Raw genomic sequence first — 21,082 nt, 5'->3', positions numbered from 1 at the left:
TTTGATTATCAAGGAGTTTTCCGTTTCGTCTGCGCCGGAAGTGGGGCGAATTATAGACAGATCCAGAGGAGCGTCAAGCACTTATTTAAACTTTGGTGGCAACGTTGCTGCTCTTGGCCCGACGACGCTGGATACGCCCAGCAATTACGGGGATCCTAAGCACAAGAAGCAGTGCGCCGATCGTTGCATATATAGCCCACTCCTTCAGATCCGCCCGCACAATCCAAAGCATATGGAGCAAACCGAGCCCCAAAATCAGGTAACTGAGCCGATGCAGCTTCTTCCAACGCACTCCCAAACGGCGCTGGCTATAGCGATTGGAAGTAACCGCCAGCGACAACAGACCCAGAAAACCCAGCGCCCCGACAATGATGTACGGCCGCTTGACGAGTTCAACGCCCAATTGCGCCCAGTCGAATCCAAGGATAAAGAAGCCATAACCCAGCATGTGCAGCGACACATAGGTGAAACACCACAGCCCCAGCTGCCGGCGAACAGCGATCCATCCGGGCCAGCCCGTCGTGCGCTGCAATGGGGTCATCGCCAGCGTGATCAAAAGCAGGGTCAATGTTCCGAGGCCCAAGCGATTAACAAGCACTTTCCCGGGATCCGGCCCCAAAGCAAAAATCCACGCCTGGTAAAGCCAATACATGGGGACTAACGCTGCTGCGATGAAGACCGACACTCGCCAGTAGATGAAGCGCATCAATAGTTTTTCCGGAGATCCAGGCCTGTATAAAGAGAGGCAACCTGCTCCCCATACCCGTTGAACATCTCGGTCTGGCGAATATTCGGGCTGAACAGCCCGCTAGGCAAACGTCGCTCGTGCGCTTGGGTCCAACGGGGGTGGTCAACCGTCGGGTTCACATTGGCATAAAAACCGTACTCGCTTGCCGCAATGCTTTGCCACGTGGTTTTCGGCTGCTCGCTCGTCAGGCTGATGCGCACGATGGACTTCGCGCTTTTAAATCCGTATTTCCAAGGCACGATCAGACGCAGCGGCGCGCCGTTCTGATTGGGCAGCTCCCGTCCATACATGCCCACCGCCAGAATCGCGAGGGGATTCATCGCCTCATCCAGGCGCAGACCTTCTACATAAGGCCAGTCGATCAATGCAAAGCCGGAGCGCTGGCCAGGCATGGTCTTCGGGTCCTGCAGCGTTTCGAAGCGGATGTATTTGGCATTCGCCGTGGGTTCAACCTGCTTGAGCAGCTCGGAGATCGGGAAACCCAACCAAGGGATAACCATCGACCACGCCTCCACGCAGCGTAAACGATAGATACGCTCCTCCAGCTGATAAGGCTTCATGAAGTCTTCAAGCGCGTAGCGGCCAGGCTTGGCCACCTCCCCGTCGATGACAACGCTCCACGGCTCGGTTTTCAGGGAGCCGGCGTTTTGCGCAGGATCGCCCTTGTCGGTGCCGAATTCGTAGAAGTTGTTGTAGTGGGTCGCATCCTTGAACGGCGTGATCGTCTCGTCCTTGACGGTAACGGCTTGCCACTTGGTCGCAGGCAATTTGCCTTTGAACCAGTCCGGCGCGGCGCCGGCTTCAACGTCGGCGTAGCGCGAGGCTTCCTCGGCTTGGGCCCAACGAGGCATCGCACTGACGGCGAGCCCTGCAAGTGAGCTGCCGAGCAACGCGCGGCGAGAGAGATAAATGGATTCGGGCGTGACATCCGATTCTTTGCAATCAGATGTGGAAGGGATCTTGATCAGCATGATGACTCCGCAGTTATAGAGAACTGAAGCATCTATAGCTGCGGAGTATGCGGGAAATGCAGGCTGACTAACTACCTCTGGCGACGCAGACGCAGCAGGTACTGGATCGGACCAGACGCTGCATAGCCGAGGAATATCAGCAGCAGAATACGCGGAGGATCACTGAACACGACGGCGAACACCAGAACCACCGCGAGGATCGCAACAAACGGCACTCGCCCCTTGAGATCCAGCTCTTTGAAGCTGTTGTATTTGATGTTGCTGACCATCAGCATCCCGGCAGCAGCAACCAATAGAGCGACCAGGAACGACAATTTCGAACCCTGAATGCCGTAATCGCTGAAGGCCCAGACGGTGCCTGCGACTACGCCAGCCGCGGCAGGACTTGCCAGGCCGATGAAGTAACGCTTGTCCGCCTTACCTACCTGAGTGTTGAAGCGCGCCAGACGCAATGCTGCGCCCGCGACGTAGATGAAGGCGACCATCCAGCCGACCTTGCCCATGTCGCCCAGGGCCCAGCCAAATGCCAACAACGCCGGCGCCACGCCAAAAGCGACCATGTCGGAAAGCGAGTCGTACTCTGCGCCGAATGCGCTCTGGGTGTTGGTCATCCGCGCGACGCGGCCATCAAGACCGTCCAGGACCATGGCAACGAAGATGGCGATGGCGGAAAACGCAAAGTATTTACTCGCGCTCACCTGATCACCTGCACTCAATGCGCTCTGCGCACTCATGGCGCTGATGATTGCGTAGAAGCCGGCGAACAGATTCGCGGTGGTGAACAGATTGGGCAGCAGGTAGATGCCGCGATGACGGACCTGGCGCCCTTCGGCGTCATGGCCCTCTTCAATGTGTTCATCGATCGGTAGCAGGCTTTCGGCGTCAGAAGCCTTGTTCGGCTCTTCGGGACGTTCGCTCATGGACAATACCTTGCAGCTGAAAAATTTCGACAAATGCTTGTGGCCTCTGGGCCGACAAACGATGCAGCTTTATACCAGATGAGCCCCCATAACGAAAAAACGCGACCCGAAGGCCGCGTTTTTTCCTGCAAGAACTGATCTGTGATCTTAGTTCTTGGCTTGGTCGACGATCTTGTTCTTGGCGATCCAAGGCATCATCGAGCGCAGTTGCTCACCAATGATTTCCAGACCATGCGCCTTGTTGTTACGACGCTTGGCGGTCATCGACGGGTAGCCGCTGGCGCCCTCGGCGATGAACATCTTCGCGTATTCGCCGTCCTGGATGCGCTTCAGAGCGTTGCGCATGGCCTGACGGGATTCGGCGTTGATGACTTCCGGGCCGGTCACGTACTCGCCGTATTCGGCGTTGTTGGAGATCGAGTAGTTCATGTTGGCGATCCCGCCTTCGTACATGAGGTCGACGATCAGCTTCAGTTCGTGCAGGCACTCGAAGTAAGCCATTTCCGGCGCGTAGCCGGCTTCCACCAGCGTTTCGAAACCGGCTTTGACCAGTTCAACGGTACCGCCGCACAGAACGGCTTGCTCGCCGAACAGGTCGGTTTCGGTCTCGTCCTTGAACGTGGTTTCGATGATGCCGGTACGACCGCCGCCAACACCCGACGCGTACGACAGTGCGACGTTCTTGGCGTTGCCCGAAGCGTCCTGATAAACGGCGATCAGGTCAGGGATGCCACCGCCTTTGACGAACTCGGTACGCACGGTGTGGCCCGGTGCTTTTGGCGCGATCATGATCACGTCGAGGTCGGCACGTGGAACAACCTGGTTGTAGTGAATCGCGAAGCCGTGGGAGAAGGCCAGTGTTGCGCCCTTCTTGATGTTCGGCTCGATTTCGTTCTTGTACAGCTGAGACTGGAATTCGTCCGGGGTCAGGATCATGACCAAGTCTGCACCGGCGACAGCGGAAGCCACGTCGGTCACTTTCAGGCCGTGAGCTTCAGCTTTGGCGACAGTGGCCGAACCCTTGCGCAGGCCAACGGTGACATCAACGCCCGAGTCTTTCAGGTTGCACGCTTGAGCGTGGCCCTGAGAACCGTAACCGATGATGGCAACTTTTTTGCCCTGGATGATCGAAAGGTCGCAGTCTTTGTCGTAATAAACTTTCATGAAATTCCCCTGATAACTTGGCCGCAAGGCCATTTGCAAAATTAGGTTAGATGCTCAGCACTTTGTCGCCGCGGGCAATGCCCGTGACGCCGCTTCGTACGGTTTCCAGAATGGCGGTGGTGCCAATCGCCTGGATGAAGCTGTCCAGCTTGTCGCTTGTCCCGGTCAACTGCACGGTATAGACGCTGCTGGAGACGTCGACGATCTGGCCGCGAAAGATGTCGGTGGTACGCTTGATCTCGGCACGTTGTGCGCCAGTGGCTTTCACCTTGATCAGCATCAGCTCGCGCTCGATGTGGGCGCTTTCCGACAGATCGACAAGCTTGACCACCTCGACCAGCTTGTTGAGGTTCTTGGTGATTTGCTCGATCACTTCATCATGTCCAACGGTGGTCAGCGTCAGACGCGACAGGGTCGGGTCCTCGGTTGGCGCCACCGTCAGGCTCTCGATGTTGTAATTGCGCTGCGAAAACAGGCCGACCACACGAGACAGCGCGCCCGGTTCGTTTTCCAGCAATAGCGAAATGATGTGGCGCATGGTTATGTCCGCTCCGTCTTGCTCAGCCACATGTCACGCATGGACCCGTCTCTGATCTGCATCGGATAAACGTGCTCGCTGACGTCGACCTGGATGTCGAGGAACACCAGGCGATCTTTCATGGCGAACGCTTCTTCCATCTTCGGCTTCAGGTCCTTCAGATCGGTGATGCGCATGCCGACATGACCGTAGGCCTCGACCAGCTTCACGAAGTCAGGCAGCGACTCCATGTAGGAGTGCGAGTGACGGCCGCTGTAGCTCATGTCCTGCCACTGACGGACCATGCCGAGCACGCCGTTGTTGAGCAGGATGATCTTCACCGGCAGGTTGTACTGCAGGCAGGTCGACAGCTCCTGAATGTTCATCTGAATGCTGCCTTCGCCGGTGACGCAGGCGACATTGTCATTCGGGAAACTCAGCGCAACGCCCATCGCGGCAGGCAGGCCAAAACCCATCGTGCCGAGACCGCCGGAGTTGATCCAGCGATTGGGTTTGTTGAAACGATAGTACTGAGCCGCGAACATCTGGTGCTGACCCACGTCGGAGGTGACGTAGGCATCGCCTTTGGTCACTTCGCACAGCGTCTCGATCACGGTCTGCGGCTTGATGACGCTTCCGTCGCCACGGTTGTACGGGAACAGGTCACCGCCGGCGCGCCACTCTTCGATCTGCTTCCACCACGTCTCGACCGAATCCTTGTTTGGGGTTTCGGCAAGCTCTTTGAGGGTCGCAACCATTTCGGTCAGGACGCTTTCCACCGGACCAACGATAGGCACATCGGCCTTGATGGTTTTGGAGATGGAAGCAGGGTCGATGTCGACGTGAATGATTTTGGCGTTCGGGCAGAACTTGGCCGGGCCGTTGATGACGCGATCGTCGAAACGTGCGCCAACCGCAAGGATCACGTCGGCGTGGTGCATCGCCAGGTTGGCGGTGTAGCTGCCATGCATCCCCAGCATGCCGACGAACTGGCGATCAGTGCCCGGGTAGGCACCCAGCCCCATCAGCGTGTTGGTGACCGGGGCGTTCAATTGCTGCGCCAGTTCGGTCAATGGCGCCGAACCGTTGCCCATGATCACACCGCCACCGGCGTAGATGACCGGGCGTTTGGCCGCAACCAGCATTTCCACGGCTTTGCGGATCTGGCCGGAGTGGCCACGGACCGCCGGGCTGTAGGAACGCAGCTTGGCTTTCTTGGGGAAGATGTATTCGAACTTTTCCGCCGGGTTGGTCATGTCTTTCGGGATATCGACAACGACAGGACCAGGACGACCGGATTGGGCGAGGTAAAACGCCTTTTTCAGGACTTCCGGGATTTCCGACGGGTGCTTGATCATGAAGCTGTGCTTCACGATCGGCCGGGAGATACCGATCATGTCGGTTTCCTGGAACGCGTCGGTACCGACCATGTTGCTCGGGACCTGGCCGGACAGCACCACCATGGGAATCGAGTCCATGTACGCGGTGGCGATGCCGGTGATGGCGTTGGTTGCTCCGGGACCCGACGTCACCAGTACGACACCTGCCTTGCCGGTGGCGCGGGCGTACCCGTCCGCCATGTGAGTCGCGGCCTGTTCGTGACGAACGAGGATGTGGCTCACAGCCGGTTCTTTGAACAGCGCGTCATATATATGCAGGAGGGCACCGCCAGGGTACCCGTAGATATGCTCTACGCCTTCGTCACGCAAAAAGCGGACGACCATTTCAGCGCCAGATAAAAGCTCCACGTTGTTCACCTCTAAAACGCCAGAATACCGTCCACACAAGCGAGGAGACGGGTCTTAATAGGTTTACTGCAAAGCAGAGCATGAGCGACGGTGGTCGCCGACTACGTCAGCACTGACTGAGCAAGTATTGGGATCGCCCCTTAAGTGTTTCGGGGTCTTCCCACCCAGCGCGAGGTAACGCGTTGCGGGTGTTACGGGTCGGCGCGGGTGTGCGCCTCATGATCTACCGAGACGGTCTGCTTCTGGCAGTCCCTCTACAGCGAACTTTGGATTGTTCGGATTCGCCCCCCGCAAGTCAAGTCATCGATGCGCTTTCTTCGTCCGCAGTCCGCCAAAAGGCACCGAATGAGGTCGTGGCGCCGCGCTTGTGATAGGTTTCCGGCCAATGCCACAGAAGTAAGGAACCGGGAATGCGCTGGATGATGCTTGCAGCGACGCTGACACTTGCCGTCGCCCCGGCGGTAAGCCAGGCCGCGCAGATATACAAATGGGTCGACGCTCAGGGCGTCACGCATTTCGACGCCCAGCCGCCTGCCGGGCAGGCAGCACAGGAAATCAATACAGCGAGCCCCGTCACCGCACCCCCTGCCCCGCCGCCACAGAACCAGGACGGGGTACGGGAGCAGGAGGCGGTCGATGCCAAGGTCAAGAAGCAGGTTGCCGTTCAGGAAGCGAAGCTTAAAGAAGCGTGTGACGAGCAGCGCACCAACCTTGCCCAACTGCAGAACAACCCTCGGGTACGACAGGAGGTGAACGGCGAGTTCAGGCGGTTCACGGAAGAGGAGCGCCAGGCTCGCATTGCCGAGGTCAAGAAGTACCTCGACGATCAATGCAACTGAGGGTCAGACCGCCTCTGTGATCAGGCGGTCAAAGCCTTTCAGCAGGGCAAGCAACTCGCGCGCTTCCCCGATACGGCTGGCGTACACCATCTCGGCCATTTCCAGAATACCGGATGCCGTGGGCAATGGCAGATCACGCTCAAGGATGATCTTCATGCGCGGCAGGAAGATCCATTGCAACCACTGATCAAAATCCAGCGTGTCGACGCAGAAGGGTTCACGGCTGGACAGCGACTTATCGCTGGGCGGCACATCCTTCCACCATCCCAGCACTCGCAACTCGCGCTCGATCAATAGCAACTGGTCGGCGATTTTCGGGAAGCGTTTATCCATTGGCTTTCTGCCGCGCCAGCGCCGCGCCGGCGGCGTCACCCTGTTTTTCACGCGACTGGGCAATCAACCCCCAAAGACTGGCTTGAAGGCTGGCACGGCCATTGGCGTAGGTCAGACCGCGACGCGCCAGTTGCTCGGCCTGAGGCGCATCGCCCTGAGCCAGACGCACTTGCGCCAGACGGTAAAGGACCTGTGGCTCACGGGGAGCAACGCGCTGCGCCCGCTCAAGGCTTGACGCCGCGCCGTTGAGGTCACCACCGGATTGCTGTTGCTGAGCGGTGGTCAGCAAGGCCAGCACCGGGCCATCGAGTTGCTCATCTTCCGATAATCCGCCGCTGGACGCAGACGGAATGCCAGTCGGCGCCGACGCCGGCATGTTGTAGGTATTGCTGGTCGCTGGCGGCGGTGTGTACGTGTTGTTCACCGGAGCCTGATTGACCGGCGACGTGCTAATCGGAGCGGTGCTGATCGGCGCCGTGGTGGGCGGCACGAACGTCGATATCGGCGCGCCACTGGCGTTGGCGCCGCCGGGCACCATGACCGTGACACCGGAATCTTCCTGGATCGATTGGGACTGCGCTGGCGCCTGCACGGGCGCGCGGTAGGTGTTGTTGCGTGTCGACGAAACACGCTCGCCGTTTGAAACGCGTGACCCTGAGTCCACCACCGGAATCGCACTGCGCGTCTGGGACGCGCAACCGTTGAGCAAAGCCAGAGCCGTTACAGCCGGAATCCACCACTTGTTCACGTCACATCCTCTTTGCTTAATTCAACTAGGCTCAGTTCAACCAGCCCTTGACCCAGTCCATCACCGAATCGGCGGGCGCTGCAGGCCCACCGCACGTCGGGCCGGGTTGCGGCTCACTGCCGCGAATATACGGCATCTGTACGGCGTTCGGGCAGCTGGCGTCGGTGCCTTCACCAGTACTGGCATTGACCCAGGCCTGCACGACGTTATCGGGCATCGCCATGTCCAGCGGCAGCGGATCGGCCTTCTTCATGAAGCTGGTCCAGATCTGCAAGGCGCCGGTGGCCCCAGTGAACGGCGTCTTGCCGTTGTCGTCGCGGCCCATCCAGACGATCGCCAGCAAATCCTGACTGAAACCGGCAAACCAGCTGTCGCGGGAATCGTTGGTGGTGCCCGACTTGCCCGCCAGATTCAGGGTGCTCGGCAGCACGTTGTACACCGATTTACCCGTGCCTTCGCGCATCACCCGCTGCATGGCGTTCTGCAGCAGATAGATCGAACCCGGGTCGAAACGTTGTTGAATCTGGAAAGGGTAGCGCTTGAGCGGCTCCCCCTCTGCAGTCAGTACGCTGCGAATCCCGCGCAATGGCGTATTGAAGCCGCCGCTGGCGATGGTCTGATACATCGTCGCCACTTCGATTGGCGTCAGCGCGCCAGCCCCCAGGAGCATCGACGGGAAAGCCGGCCACTCACGGGTCACGCCCAGCTTGGTCAGGGTTTTGAAGACATTCGGAATGCCCAGGTCCAGACCCAGCTTCGCGCTGGACAGGTTGTAGGAATGCGCAAGGCCCTGATACAGGAAAATATTGCCGTGGGCTTTGTGATCGTAGTTCTGCGGCTTCCAGATCTGGCCGTCGGCGCCTTTCACCTGGAAGGGTTCATCGGGTACCCAACTGGTCAGCGTGTATTGCTGCGGACGTTCGAGTGCAGTGAGGTAGATGGCCGGTTTGACCAACGACCCAATCGGCCGAACGGCATCCAGCGCCCGATTGAACCCCGCAAAGCCTGCCTGGCGACTGCCGATCAGCGCCTGAACTTCGCCGGTTTCCGGATTGGTCACGACCATGGCCGTTTCCATCTCGTCCGCGCCTTTTCGGCCCGAAATCTTGGCGAAGCTTTCGCGCACGGCGGCTTCGGATTTCATCTGCAGAATCGGGTCGAAGCTGGTGAAGATCCGCAGGCCTTCCTCGGTCAAGTCTTCGTCACGGTAGTCCTGACGGAGTTGGCGTTTGACCAGATCGAGGAAGTCCGGAAACGAGCTGTCGGCCAGCGATCCGACTTTGCTCACGCCCAGCGGCATCTTCTTCGCCGCCGCCACCACTTCCGGCGTGGCGACACCCTGCTGTTCCAGCAGATCGAGGACCAGATTGCGACGCTCCAGCGCACGCTCGGGATTGCGGCGCGGGTTGTAATACGAAGGCCCCTTGACCAGACCGACCAGCAAGGCGACCTGATGCAGCTTCAACTCCGACAGCGGCTGACTGAAGAAATACTGACTCGCCAGACCAAAGCCGTGGACCGCGCGCTGGCCGTCCTGCCCCACGAACACTTCGTTGAGGTAGGCCTCGAGAATCTCCTGCTTGCTGTAATGAATCTCCAGCAGAACTGCCATCATCGCTTCGGTCAGCTTGCGGGTGATGCTGCGCTCGTTGGTCAGGTAGAAGTTCTTGACCAGTTGCTGAGTCAGCGTCGATCCGCCCTGGCGCATCTGGCCAGCGGATGCGTTGATCCAGAAAGCGCGCACGATCCCCTTTGGCGATACCCCAAAGTGATGGTAGAAATCGCGGTCTTCGACGGTGACGAGCGTGTCGAGCAAATAAGGCGGCGCCTGATCGAGCTTGATCAGAATCCGGTCTTCGAGATTCTTCGGGTACAAGCCGCCGATCATCAGAGGCTCAAGCCGCGCAACAGCCAGCTTGGCGCCATTGGCGGCGGTCAGTTCCGCGACATAATCGCCGGAGAAGCGCACATGGATCTGCTGTGCCGGATCAGCGCCTTCATAGAACTGGAAGCCGCGGGTGTTGAGATCAACATTGTTGCCGTTGACCGCAGCAGCGCCCGGCCCGTTGGCCACGGCTTCGCGGCGATAGCCGAGCGCATCGAGCTCCAGAAGGAAGTCGTCGCGTGAAAGCTTCTGGCCGACGAACAGCTCCAGCGGTCGCGCATAGACCTTGGCCGGAATGGTCCAGCGCTTGCCGGAGAATTTTTCCTGGACGATGGAATCCAGGTAAACGGCGAAGCAGCCAAGGATCACCAGCCCGACAAGACTGAGTTTCAGGGCCCAGCCCAACAGGCTGCGCAGGCGGCTGTTGGTGGGTTTGGGGGATTTTTTCGGGGTGCGGGATCGGGTCATGGCGGCGGATTATACGCACTTTCAAAGCCCCCGACAGACCACCCTTTAAGCGGTTTGCAGCAATGTCTGTAGCGGCCATAATGGCCGCCTTTCGCTACTTCTCTATCGACTTATCACCTTTCAAGGATCGTCCGTGAGCCAGACACTGATAGCCGCGCTGCAAAACCCCGCCCTGTTTCCTCACCCGGTCGAACAGTTTCAGGTCATAGAGACGCATATTTCCTGGGTGCTGCTTACCGGCCCTTACGTTTACAAGATGAAGAAGCCGGTCAATTTTGGCTTTCTGGACTTCACCAGCCTGTCGGCGCGTAAGCATTTCTGTGAGCAGGAGCTAATGCTCAACCAGCGCCTGACGGAGGATCTGTACCTGGAAGTGCTGCCTGTCACCGGCAGTATCGACGCTCCGCAGCTGAATGGTGAAGGCGAAGCGATCGAGTACGTGCTGAAAATGCGCCAGTTCCCGCAGGACGGCCTGCTCAGCACGTTGCAAGCCAAAGGCGAACTGACCACCGCGCACATCGACGACATGGCACGGCAGATCGCCGAGTTTCATCTCAAATCGCCCAAAGTCCCGATGGAAAACCCACTCGGCAGTGCTGACAGCGTCATGGCGCCGGTCACGCAGAACTTTGAGCAGATTCTGCCCTTCCTCAGCGAAAAGTCTGACCTCATTCAGCTGGAAGCGCTGGAAGCGTGGGCCAACACCAGCTTCGAGCGCCTCAAGCCATTGATGAACCAGCGCAAGCTGGACGGGTTTGTCCGCGAGTGCCATGGCGACATCCACTTGGGCAACGCAACGCTGATCGATGGCAAGGTCGTGATTTTCGACTGCATCGAATTCAACGAGCCCTTCCGCATGACAGACGTCTATGCGGACATCGGCTTCCTGGCCATGGACCTTGAGGATCGCGGCCTGAAAAGCCTGTCCCGTCGATTCGTCAGCCAGTACCTGGAGCTGACCGGCGACTACGCGGGCCTGCAGCTGCTGAATTTCTACAAAGCCTACCGCGCACTGGTCCGCGCCAAAGTGGCGCTGTTCAGCCTGAATGCCGATGCTGACCAGGTGCAGCGCGCCGCAACCCTGCGCCAGTATCGTAACTACGCCAACCTGGCCGAGAGCTACAGCGCGATCCCGTCCAATTTTCTGGCCATCACCCATGGCGTTTCTGCGGTCGGGAAAAGTCAGGTCGCGATGCGGCTGGTGGAAGCGCTCGGTGCTATCCGCCTGCGTTCGGATGTCGAGCGCAAGCGTGTATTTGCCGACCATAACGACCTGTATTCCGCCGATGTCAGCGCTGCCACCTATCAGCGCCTGAACGAGCTGGCGGGTGTCGTGCTCCGCGCAGGCTTGCCGGTGGTCATCGACGCAACTTATCTGAAGCTCGCACAGCGTCAGGCAGCCGCGCAGATTGCCGAGGCGATGGGCGTTCCTTTCCTGATCATTGATTGCGCTGCGCCAAAGGCAGTTATCGAGGGTTGGCTAGCGCAACGTCGGGCACAGAATCAGGACCCTTCCGACGCAACGATGGAAGTCATTGAAGCGCAGCTGGCCAGTCGCGAAGCGCTGACCGCCGATGAGATACTGCGCAGCCGGCACGTCGAGACCAACGTCAGCGGCGATCTGGACAAGCTGGTCGCGGACATCCGTCAGCATCTGCCGGGCCTGTAACACGCCGGCCAAACCAGTGGTCGAGTCGTGAAGGATATCGCTTCACGGCTCGCCACTAGTGGCATTATAGTGGCGTCAGAATTCCAACAAAGGAGACGTCAGATGAACCAGCCCAAGCAGCTCGACTCGCCTCTGTTCGCATTGCTGCGAAAAGACGACGTGACCGCCTTCAACCTCGAACGGCCCAAGCAGGGCCCTGTTGATCTTTCGGCTGGGGATTTCCGTGGTCTAGACCTGCGTGAACTCAACGCTGAGGAGGTCGATTTCAGCGACGCCTACTTCAGATCTGCGGACCTGCGTGGCGTTGACTTCCGGACAACCAGGCTCGAGGGTGCAAGCATCGCCCACGCGCAGATATCCGGGGCGTACTTCCCGCCAGAGCTCAGTGCTGACGAAATCCTCATGTCGGTCAATTTCGGTACGCGCCTGCGCTATCGCACCCGCTAACCTCATCACAGCCGCCAAACCTCGCTCTATGCCTCGCCCCGCATGCGCCGCCGTGCCGGGCCCGTGCTCGCCTTTCCTCCTCACCTGACCCCTACCGTTCGGCGGCGTGGCCCGCGTTCCGATGACATTCTCCCGCAGCTTGACTCGAGGTGGTCTACGCTCAAGGGCATGGCTCGCCTTTTCAGTTTGTGTCGAGCCTACGGAGAAGTTATTACACGGAATGACTGGAAAGGGCTGCAATCATGGACGATGAGTTACTGGGGATGAAGAATCTTGGGAAGACCTCGGTTCAATGGCTTCACGCTGCGGGCATTCACACTGTCGCCGACCTGCGCCGTCTTGGCGCAATCCAGGCCTACCGGGCCGTCAAGGTCAGGGGTTTCCGAGCATCCAAAGCGCTGCTGTATTCACTCGAGGGCGCGTTATCAAATCGCCTTTGGAGCGAGCTGCCTCAAGAATACAAAGATTCCCTGGACACCGAATTGAGGAACGTGAGCCCTGGGGCAATCGGGGAACGCTGAGCTCGCACAGCAAAATAGTCTGCAGAACACTGTTGACTTACAAATGAGAATCACTATGATTATCACATCCGGTCGCGAGACTGGCCGATAACCTGAAAGGCTCCTTGGTTCGGACTCTCAGATTATCTCCTCATTAGGCTAATCACGGTTTTTGACCCGGCTCTTTGCCGGGTCTTTTTTTGCCTGCGATTCAATGGCCCACACCCAGACGGACCATCAGATCATCCAGCAGGCTGGTCGCCCCGAGCCGCAGTCTCCCCTGCTCAAGCCAGCGGGGGCCGAATCGTGCCCTGACCAGATCCATGTGCACCCGCGCTTCATCGAGGGTCCGCACATTTCCGGAAACGTTGATGCCCACATGAGCGCCTGACTCGGCGATGGCCGCAATCAAAATCCGGCTGGCCTGGGGCGTTGCGTTGATGATGTGTTTGCCCGTGCTGGTTTTCAGAAAATTGGCGCCCTCCTCAATCGCCACACAGCTTGCACCGTGAATGACCTGCGGATCGCGCAGCACGCCGGTTTCCAGCGTGACGGTCAATGCTGCCCGAGCACACCTGGCTTTGCAGGCACTGATGATGTCTGCGCCAATCTGCCTGTCCCCGCCAAGTAGCGCATGGAAGGGATAAACCAGATCGATTTCGTCGGCACCCGCAAGGATTGCCGCCTGGGTTTCCGACTCGGCGGAGCTGACAGAAGGCGAACCGCTGGGGAAATTGACCGCGGCCACGACCTTGATCTCCCGCGCATGAAGCCTGTCGAGCGTGCGCCGCGCCAGTCCTGCGAATCTGGGCATTACGCAAACCGCGGCAACATGCCCCACAGGTGTCAGAGCTCGATGACACAACGCGATAATCTTTTCAGGCGTGTCGTCGGCATTTAACGACGCCAGTTCCATCAGTCCAACAGCCAGTTGCGCCAGCGACGCTTCAACCTCATACACGTCAATTGCTTCGTTTAGGTCGCTCATCACACACCCTCAATGTCTTTGCCTGGGGCGACGATAATCGAGAACAGCTGTGCCTGAATGGTCACAAAGACGCAAAAGAGCAGGACTACATGATTACAAGAATTGTCCGAAGGACGTTGCCCGCACGGGCATCGAAAATGGGGCTGCTGCGTTGACAAGGGCAACTTATGCCGGTCGATCCGAGCCCCATTTCAGCGAGCGATCACCAGCGGATGCCCACGCTCGGGATGGGGCTGTACCAGAACATCCAGGCCGAATACCGACTTCAGCGCTTCAGGCTTCAGCACTTGCTGGGGTGTGCCGGATAGATGTGCCCGCCCCAGATTCAGCAACAACAGGTGATCGCAATAACGGGCGGCCAGATTCAAGTCATGCAGGATCACCATTACCGCGCCGCCACGGTCGGCGAACGCGCGAACCGCTAGCAGCGTGGTGTGCTGATGCAGCGGGTCGAGCGCCGAGGTCGGCTCGTCCAGCAGAAGGATCTGGCCCTCCTCGCCGGGCCACACCTGAGCCAGCACTCGCGCCAGATGGACGCGCTGACGCTCGCCCCCCGACAGCGTCAAATAGCTGCGACCCAGTAGGTGAAGCCCATCGGCGGCCGCAAGAGCGTACTGGATAATTTCCCCGTCACGCTGCTGACCGCTGTCATGGGGCAAGCGGCCCATCGCAACCACTTCCTCGACCTTGAACGCGAAGCTCAACGTCGAACTCTGCGGCAGTACAGCCAGCCGCCGCGCCCGCTCGGGGCCACGCCACTGATTGAGGGGAATGTCGTCCAGCAACACCTGGCCGTGGGTCGGGGCAAGCTCACCGCACAGGGCAGCCATCAGCGTACTTTTCCCTGCACCATTGGGGCCCAGCACGCCAAGCATCTGACCGGGCGCCAATGCCAAGTCGATGTTGGCGACCACCTGTTTGCCATCACGCATGATGCCCAAGTCATTGGCGATCAACATCAGCTACGCCCTCGAACCAGCAGGAATAGAAAAAACGGCGCGCCAATGAACACGGTGACAATCCCGATCGGCAGCTCCGCAGGGGCCATCACCAGTCGGGCGAAGATGTCCGCGAAGAGCAGCAGCGTTGCGCCTGCCAGCGCCGAGGCGGGAAGAACAACCCGGTGGTCCGGCCCGGTCAGCAGTCGCACCAGGTGCGGCACGATGAGGCCGATGAAACCGATCAGCCCCGCCGCCGCTACGGCGGCCCCCACGCCGAAGGCGATGCACAGAATCAGCTCACGCTTGAGGCGTTCGACTTCGATGCCCAGGTGACGCGCCTCCGATTCTCCCAGCAGCAACGCATTGAGCGCATTGGCTCGGCGCGGCAGCCAGAGAATCACTGCCACGCAAACCAGCAAAAGAGGCCAGAGCCGGGCATAACTGGCGCCGTTGAGCGTGCCCAGATTCCAGAACGTCAGCGTCCGGAGGCTGTCGTCATCGGCCAGATACGTGAACAGGCCGATGATCGAACCGGCCAGCGCGGTCATCGCCACCCCCGCCAGCAGCATGGTGCTGACGCTGGTTCGGCCATCGCGGCGTCCGAGCCGATAGACGATTGCGGTAACACCAAGCCCACCGGCGAAGGCGCAGATGGACAGCAGATACGGCTGGAACGCCTCAGGCATTCCGCCCAGGGATGCTCCGGCGACGATGGCTACCGCCGCCCCCAAAGCCGCGCCACTGGAAACCCCGACCAGACCGGGATCCGCCAAGGGGTTGCGGAACAGACCCTGCATCGCCACGCCGGACAAGGCGAGCACTGAACCTACTGCCAACCCGAGCAACGTGCGAGGCAGGCGGATCTGGCCCACGATCAGTTCCGCCTGTTGCAGATTGTCCTCCGCCACGGGCACGCCCACCAGACGAAGAAACGCGCGCAAGGTGTCCATCATTGGCAGACTGACAGGCCCGAGCGCAAGGGACAGCCATATCGCCAGCAAACAGGCCAGGCCCAGTGCGATGAACAGCGTTTTGGGGGCGAGATCAAGCTTCATTGAGCGTTCGAGACCCTGGCGTTGAGCGCTGCGGCGTGAGGATAGAAGGCGTCTGCCAATGACTTCACGGCGTCCGGCAATCGAGGCCCAAGACCGCCCACCAGTAACGTCGGGTCAATCTCGATTACGCGGTTATCCCGGACGGCCTTGGTTGCCCCGAGCAGTGGGTTTTCACGCAGCAATGCCTCGCGAGGCTGGACACCGTTTTGAGCCCGATCGCTGACAACGAGCACTTCCGGATTCAGCCCGCTCAGTGCCTCATTGGAAAACACTTTATAGCCAGTGTGGGTAGCCAGGTTGCGGCCACCCGCCTGGGCGATCAGCCAGTCGCCGACAGTGCCTGCGCCAGCCACCATCGGCGCGCTGCCTGCATGACTGACCAGCAACAGAACACCGGGCGCGGAACGCTTCAGTTGCATCACTCGCTCATGCTCCGCCGCGAGCCGCTGGATGTATTGGTCGCTCAACTGCCGCGCCTCGCCTTCCTTGCCCAATAACGCGCCAAGGCTTTCAAGATTGGCTCGCAGCGCCGGCAACTCTGCACTCGCCGACAGCACCTCCACTTGCACGCCGGCCGTGCGCAATTGCTGGATGACCGGCGGAGGCCCCATTTCTTCGGTGCCTATCAGAATCTTCGGACGCAACGTGAGAATACCTTCCGCCGACAACTGCCGCTGGTAGCCAATGCCCGGCAGCGATTTGACCGATGGCGGGTGCTGGCTCGTGCTGTCCACGCCCACCAGATGCGATTCCCCGCCCAGCGCGACGATCCATTCCGTCAAGGCGCCGCCGGCACTGACCCAGCGTTGCGGCTCAGGTGACGCGGCCGTTGCCAGATGGGCAATAAACAACCCTGTCACGATCGCGATCAGCTGGGCGGTGAAGCGCATAAAAGGTGCGTCCTCTATAAAGGAAGGCGCAGTCGATCACCTCAAGGCGCGACTGGCTGGATTTCGTTCATCGACTGACGGGTTTGACTGCTGGCAGAATGCGCAGCCTGCTACAGCCAGGCATTTGATAATTATTTGCATTTGAGCGTCAAGCGCCAAGGAGACCACGCTGAAATACCTGTGCGACAGCGCTGCGCTGATTGAAGGCAAAAGCCTCGGGTTTGAGGTTGATGAGCTCAAGATTCTGGCCGTCCGGCGAGGGGGTCAGGTTTATGTGTACGCCAATCGGTGCCCCCATCGTGGAGTGGCGCTGGAATGGCAGCCCGATGAGTTTCTCGATGCCAGCGCCAGCCTGATCCAGTGCGCCACTCACGGTGCGCTGTTCCTGATCGAGAACGGCGAGTGCGTCGCCGGCCCTTGCGAGGGCAAATCCCTGAGGGCTATCGACTGCGGCGAAGACGCTCAGGGCATCTGGATCAATCCAGTGGCACCGGACTGAGCGGGCGCGTTTCCGTGAGGTGAATCTCAAGGCGCCGATCAATGCGCACTTCGTCAGGGGTCAGCTCCACGCCATACGCCAGGACTTCAACCCCTGCCGCAGCCGCCTCAAGCAAGGCAGCGGCGTAGGCCGCGTCGATTTCGGCGGCGGGCCGGACGGCATCGATGTCTGTGAGGTTCACGCAATACAGCAACACGGCGCGCACGCCTTCCCGCGCCAGGGCCGCCAGTTCACGCAGGTGCTTCGCGCCGCGCTGAGTGACCGCATCGGGAAACGCAGCGACCCGACTGTCATCAAAACCCAGGGTCACGCTTTTGACTTCCAGGTACAGCGGGCCATCGGGGTAATCCAGACGGAAGTCGACGCGGCTGTTTTCCTGGCCATAGGCGACCTCGCGCTTGAGCGCCGTAAACCCTTCCAATTCCGTGATCACGCCGGCCAGAAGTGCTTCTTCTACCAGCCTGTTGGCGCGCGCGGTGTTGACGCAGGCGAGCCGCCCCTGTGGTGTTTCGGTAATTTCCCAGGTGCCCGGCAGCTTGCGCTTGGGGTCATTGGAGCGGCTGAACCAGACCCGCCCCCCCGGCATCATGCAATTGAACATCGAACCCGTGTTGGGACAGTGAATCGTCAGCCGCTCGCCGCTGGCGGTCTCGATGTCGGCAAGGAAGCGCTTGTAGCGCTGAATCAGCCGGCCTTCTTCAAGTGGAGGTGAGAAACGCATCAGCCTTGCCAGCTCCGCAGACCCCGACCTATTCGCTCGACCGCCTCCTGAAGCCGAGGCAGGCTTTGGGTGTAGGCGAAGCGCACATGATGGCCGGCGCGGTACCGACCGAAATCCAGCCCGGGAGTAAATGCGACGTGCTCGGTTTCCAGAAAGTGATGACAGAACGCAAACGCGTCGCCACCGAACGCGCTGATGTCTGCGTATAGATAGAAGGCGCCTTCTGGCTCCACGGCAATGTTGAAGCCCAGTTCGCGCAGCGCCGGAAGCAAGAAGTCGCGACGCCGGGCAAACTCGGCACGACGTTGCTCGAGGATCTCCAGGGTCTGCGGCTCGAAACAGGCGAGTGCCGCACTTTGCGCCATGCTCGGCGCGCTGATGTAAAGATTCTGCGCAAGCTTTTCCAGATCACCGACCGCCGCCTCGGGGGCAACCAGCCAACCGAGGCGCCAACCGGTCATGCCGAAATACTTGGAAAAACTATTCAGCACGAAGGCGTCGTTATCGACTTCCAGCACGCTGCTCGCGTCCATTCCGTAGGTCAGGCCGTGATAGATCTCGTCCACCACCAGGTGCCCATCCCGTGCCTTGAGCGACGCCGAAAGCGCGGCAAGCTCGTCGCGGTGCAGCAAGGTCCCGGTCGGATTGGCTGGAGAAGCCACCAGCGCGCCGACGCTGTCCTCGTTCCAGTATTGAGCGACCAGATCGGCCGTCAGTTGATAACGCACTTCCGGCCCCACGGGCACCAACTGCGCAGCCCCCTCCACAAGGCGCAGAAAATGCCGGTTGCACGGGTAACCCGGATCGGCCAGCAGCCAGTGTTTGCCGGGATCGACCAGCAGACTTGCCGCCAGTAGCAGTGCACCTGAACCGCCTGGCGTAATCAAAATTCTGCCCGGATCGACGTTCACGCCGTAACGCTGAGCGTAAAAGCCCGAGATGGCCTCGCGCAGTTCCGGCAGACCACGGGCCGCCGTGTAACGGGTCTTGCCAGCGGCCAACGCCGCCTGACCGGCCTTGATGATCGGCTCGGCCGTGGTGAAATCCGGCTCGCCGATCTCCAGGTGGATAACGTCATGCCCCGCCGCTTGCAGTTCATTGGCCCGCGCCAGCAGCGCCATGACATGAAAGGGTTCGATGGCGCGGCTGCGCGCACTGTAGGGCTGTGGCATGGGCCTTCCTTTGGTGAGGGGTGGCGAGATAAGTCGCCGATTCTACTCATCCGCCCGGGCGGGCTACAGCGTTTATCGGCCTGAGCAGGAGCGACTTGCAGCCGACAGTCCAGAAAACCGGGCGCTCGCGCCGCAGGCACTAAACTCAGCGCTGTGGAAAATAGATAAAACCGGGCGCTCAGGCTGCGGTCATAGTCCACGTGCGTGCTGCGGGCCATCCTCGACAACCGGGAGTAGCGCGCTCCGATTCGATCTGGTAAGTTCGCCCGCTTGCAGCCGCAGGGCCGGCAGGTGTCGGCGATGGATCTTAACCTGTGTAATGGCTTAGAAGAGTGAGAGGCGGTCCGTTCATGCCCACCGAAGAAAAGCAAAAGAGCACCCCGGCAATCAGTGGTTTCGAACCCTACGTCGCGACGAAGGGTGAGGAATACATGGGCGACCCCATGCGCAAGCACTTCACCAAGATCCTGTCCAAGTGGAAACAGGAGTTGATGGTAGAAGTTGACCGCACGGTTGTTCACATGAAGGACGAGGCGGCTAACTTCCCTGACCCTGCAGACCGTGCAAGTCAGGAAGAAGAGTTCGCGCTGGAACTGCGCGCCCGCGATCGTGAGCGCAAGTTGATCAAGAAGATCGACAAGACGCTGCAGCTGATTCAGGACAAGGAATACGGCTGGTGCGAATCGTGCGGCGTCGAGATCGGTATCAAGCGCCTTGAGGCCCGCCCAACGGCCGACATGTGCGTTGACTGCAAAAGCCTCGCTGAAATCAAGGAAAAACAGGTCGGTAAGTGATCCTGTTGATCCAGTAAAAGGACGCCTCGGCGTCCTTTTTTGTTTCCCCGCATTGACCGGCCGAGCACCCGACGGGGTGGGCTGGAAAGCGCCCTACGGGGGCGTCGCGTTTTCCCACACTGCACGACAGGTCGTCCGGTATTTCGTACGTTTTATTTCCAGTACCATCAGCGCCCATGAAAACCCCTTCTTATATAGGGCGCTTTGCGCCGACCCCCAGCGGTTATCTGCACTTCGGCTCTCTGGTCGCAGCGCTGGCCTCCTATCTCGACGCCCGTTCGGTCGGCGGAAAATGGCTGATGCGCATGGAAGATCTCGACCCTCCCCGCGAGGTTCCGGGTGCCCAGGCGGGGATACTCCAGACCCTCGAAGCCTACGGGTTCGAATGGGACGGCGAACTGGTGAGGCAAAGCGACCGGCATGAGGCTTACCAGGCGATCATCCTTCAGTGGTTCAGCCATGGGCTCGCTTACGCCTGCACCTGTTCGCGCAAGCAACTGGAAGGCTACAACGGCATTTACCCGGGTTTTTGCCGGAACGCCGGGCACTCACCCGAAGACGCGGCCATCCGCATTCGGGTGCCTGAGCTGGAATACCGCTTCGAAGACCGCGTGCAGGGCGAGTTTCGGCAGCATCTGGGGCGCGACGCGGGCGATTTCATCATTCGTCGCCGCGACGGCTTTTACGCCTACCAACTGGCGGTGGTCCTCGACGACGGCTGGCAGGGCGTAACCGACATCGTACGGGGCGCTGATCTGCTCGACTCCACGCCACGTCAGCTGTACTTGCAGGAACTGCTGGGCCTGCCGCAACCCCGCTACCTTCATGTGCCTCTGATCACCCAACCCGACGGCCATAAACTGGGTAAATCCTACCGTTCGCCACCCCTGCCACCCGATCAGGCCACGCCGTTGCTGCTTCGAGGGCTGCGCGCACTGGGGCAAAAGACGCCGGATGAACTGAAACACGCTACGCCCCGAGAGGTACTGGATTGGGCCATTGCCCACTGGAATGCCGATTCGATACCCCGCCTGGGCTATATCGAAGAAGCTCGAATAGACTGAG

22 protein-coding genes are annotated in these 21,082 nt (G+C 59.9%); 7 read left to right on the top strand and 15 right to left on the bottom strand.

Features of this window, described 5'->3' with window-relative positions:
• Positions 1-85: 85 nt before the first annotated feature.
• From msrQ to AC07RO_RS23790, 6 genes are all read right to left on the bottom strand, one after another.
• Positions 86-706, bottom strand: a complete 621-nt coding sequence (gene msrQ / locus AC07RO_RS23815) for a protein-methionine-sulfoxide reductase heme-binding subunit MsrQ (protein ID WP_192174629.1) — start codon at positions 704-706, stop codon at positions 86-88.
• Positions 706-1,719: a protein-methionine-sulfoxide reductase catalytic subunit MsrP gene (gene msrP, locus AC07RO_RS23810; RefSeq protein WP_192174628.1), complete on the bottom strand. Its 1,014-nt coding sequence runs from the start codon at positions 1,717-1,719 to the stop codon at positions 706-708. Before msrP ends, msrQ begins: the two co-directional genes overlap by 1 nt.
• A 71-nt stretch (positions 1,720-1,790) precedes the next feature.
• A complete protein-coding gene (pssA, locus tag AC07RO_RS23805; protein ID WP_192174627.1) occupies positions 1,791-2,639 on the bottom strand; it encodes a CDP-diacylglycerol--serine O-phosphatidyltransferase in 849 nt (282 codons plus the stop codon).
• A gap of 147 nt (positions 2,640-2,786) precedes the next feature.
• Positions 2,787-3,803, bottom strand: a complete 1,017-nt coding sequence (gene ilvC / locus AC07RO_RS23800) for a ketol-acid reductoisomerase (protein WP_282373296.1) — start codon at positions 3,801-3,803, stop codon at positions 2,787-2,789.
• Between the two features lie 46 nt (positions 3,804-3,849).
• Positions 3,850-4,341 (bottom strand): acetolactate synthase small subunit, encoded by a 492-nt coding sequence (gene ilvN, locus AC07RO_RS23795; protein WP_093469284.1) that lies wholly within the window; start codon positions 4,339-4,341, stop codon positions 3,850-3,852.
• Positions 4,342-4,343: 2 nt separating this feature from the next.
• Positions 4,344-6,068 (bottom strand): acetolactate synthase 3 large subunit, encoded by a 1,725-nt coding sequence (locus AC07RO_RS23790; RefSeq protein WP_192174626.1) that lies wholly within the window; start codon positions 6,066-6,068, stop codon positions 4,344-4,346.
• Positions 6,069-6,478: 410 nt separating this feature from the next.
• On the opposite strand from AC07RO_RS23790, the gene AC07RO_RS23785 reads away from it, so the two are divergent.
• Positions 6,479-6,907, top strand: a complete 429-nt coding sequence (locus tag AC07RO_RS23785) for a DUF4124 domain-containing protein (protein WP_282373292.1) — start codon at positions 6,479-6,481, stop codon at positions 6,905-6,907.
• Positions 6,908-6,910: 3 nt separating this feature from the next.
• On the opposite strand, the gene AC07RO_RS23780 is transcribed toward AC07RO_RS23785, so the two are convergent.
• Genes AC07RO_RS23780 through mrcB form a run of 3 tightly spaced genes read right to left on the bottom strand, consistent with a single transcriptional unit; the run spans position 6,911 to position 10,341 of the window.
• Entirely contained in the window at positions 6,911-7,240 is a 330-nt protein-coding gene (locus AC07RO_RS23780) for a YqcC family protein (protein WP_346631271.1), read from the bottom strand.
• Positions 7,233-7,988 (bottom strand): tetratricopeptide repeat protein, encoded by a 756-nt coding sequence (locus AC07RO_RS23775; RefSeq protein WP_346627726.1) that lies wholly within the window; start codon positions 7,986-7,988, stop codon positions 7,233-7,235. Before AC07RO_RS23775 ends, AC07RO_RS23780 begins: the two co-directional genes overlap by 8 nt.
• Before the next feature lie 31 nt (positions 7,989-8,019).
• Positions 8,020-10,341, bottom strand: coding sequence for a penicillin-binding protein 1B (mrcB, locus tag AC07RO_RS23770; protein WP_346627725.1), 2,322 nt, complete (start codon positions 10,339-10,341; stop codon positions 8,020-8,022).
• Positions 10,342-10,474: 133 nt separating this feature from the next.
• Here mrcB and AC07RO_RS23765 point away from each other — a divergent pair, with 133 nt between their 5' ends.
• From AC07RO_RS23765 to AC07RO_RS23755, 3 genes are all read left to right on the top strand, one after another.
• Positions 10,475-12,010, top strand: coding sequence for an AAA family ATPase (locus AC07RO_RS23765; protein WP_192174621.1), 1,536 nt, complete (start codon positions 10,475-10,477; stop codon positions 12,008-12,010).
• Positions 12,011-12,112: 102 nt separating this feature from the next.
• Positions 12,113-12,457 carry a pentapeptide repeat-containing protein gene (locus tag AC07RO_RS23760; RefSeq protein ID WP_192174620.1) on the top strand — a complete coding sequence of 115 codons (345 nt, stop codon included), beginning with the start codon at positions 12,113-12,115 and terminating at the stop codon, positions 12,455-12,457.
• Between the two features lie 242 nt (positions 12,458-12,699).
• On the top strand, positions 12,700-12,978 hold the full coding sequence (locus tag AC07RO_RS23755) for a TfoX/Sxy family protein (RefSeq protein ID WP_346627723.1): 279 nt from the start codon (positions 12,700-12,702) through the stop codon (positions 12,976-12,978).
• Between the two features lie 190 nt (positions 12,979-13,168).
• On the opposite strand, the gene deoC is transcribed toward AC07RO_RS23755, so the two are convergent.
• The 4 genes from deoC to AC07RO_RS23735 all read right to left on the bottom strand — a co-directional run bounded on the left by deoC (position 13,169) and on the right by AC07RO_RS23735 (position 16,831).
• Positions 13,169-13,945 carry a deoxyribose-phosphate aldolase gene (gene deoC, locus AC07RO_RS23750; protein WP_495009217.1) on the bottom strand — a complete coding sequence of 259 codons (777 nt, stop codon included), beginning with the start codon at positions 13,943-13,945 and terminating at the stop codon, positions 13,169-13,171.
• 191 nt (positions 13,946-14,136) lie between these two features.
• Positions 14,137-14,904 (bottom strand): heme ABC transporter ATP-binding protein, encoded by a 768-nt coding sequence (locus AC07RO_RS23745; protein ID WP_192174617.1) that lies wholly within the window; start codon positions 14,902-14,904, stop codon positions 14,137-14,139.
• Positions 14,904-15,887: a FecCD family ABC transporter permease gene (locus AC07RO_RS23740; RefSeq protein WP_495087223.1), complete on the bottom strand. Its 984-nt coding sequence runs from the start codon at positions 15,885-15,887 to the stop codon at positions 14,904-14,906. The genes AC07RO_RS23745 and AC07RO_RS23740 overlap by 1 nt, the downstream gene beginning before the upstream one ends.
• Positions 15,888-15,937: 50 nt before the next feature.
• On the bottom strand, positions 15,938-16,831 hold the full coding sequence (locus AC07RO_RS23735) for a heme/hemin ABC transporter substrate-binding protein (protein WP_495087219.1): 894 nt from the start codon (positions 16,829-16,831) through the stop codon (positions 15,938-15,940).
• A 169-nt stretch (positions 16,832-17,000) separates the two neighbouring features.
• On the opposite strand from AC07RO_RS23735, the gene AC07RO_RS23730 reads away from it, so the two are divergent.
• The gene (locus tag AC07RO_RS23730; protein WP_346627735.1) at positions 17,001-17,330 is read left to right on the top strand and encodes a Rieske (2Fe-2S) protein; all 330 of its coding nucleotides are present in this window, start codon (positions 17,001-17,003) and stop codon (positions 17,328-17,330) included.
• On the opposite strand, the gene sfsA is transcribed toward AC07RO_RS23730, so the two are convergent.
• Complete coding sequence (sfsA, locus tag AC07RO_RS23725) at positions 17,308-18,051, bottom strand: DNA/RNA nuclease SfsA (RefSeq protein ID WP_495087218.1); 744 nt, start codon at positions 18,049-18,051, stop codon at positions 17,308-17,310. The genes AC07RO_RS23730 and sfsA overlap by 23 nt on opposite strands.
• Positions 18,051-19,223 carry a pyridoxal phosphate-dependent aminotransferase gene (locus AC07RO_RS23720; RefSeq protein WP_346631265.1) on the bottom strand — a complete coding sequence of 391 codons (1,173 nt, stop codon included), beginning with the start codon at positions 19,221-19,223 and terminating at the stop codon, positions 18,051-18,053. Before AC07RO_RS23720 ends, sfsA begins: the two co-directional genes overlap by 1 nt.
• A gap of 350 nt (positions 19,224-19,573) precedes the next feature.
• Between AC07RO_RS23720 and dksA the strand changes: the two genes are divergently transcribed.
• Together dksA and gluQRS are read left to right on the top strand one after the other, a co-directional pair.
• The gene (gene dksA / locus AC07RO_RS23715; RefSeq protein WP_065988293.1) at positions 19,574-20,017 is read left to right on the top strand and encodes an RNA polymerase-binding protein DksA; all 444 of its coding nucleotides are present in this window, start codon (positions 19,574-19,576) and stop codon (positions 20,015-20,017) included.
• Positions 20,018-20,193: 176 nt separating this feature from the next.
• A complete protein-coding gene (gluQRS, locus tag AC07RO_RS23710; RefSeq protein WP_495087217.1) occupies positions 20,194-21,081 on the top strand; it encodes a tRNA glutamyl-Q(34) synthetase GluQRS in 888 nt (295 codons plus the stop codon).
• Position 21,082: the final 1 nt, after the last annotated feature.

Source organism: Pseudomonas sp. GW821-FHT07F05, from assembly GCF_059418765.1.
The sequence above is the reverse complement of the archived record's forward strand: the minus strand, read 5'-3'. Positions and strand labels throughout refer to the sequence as shown.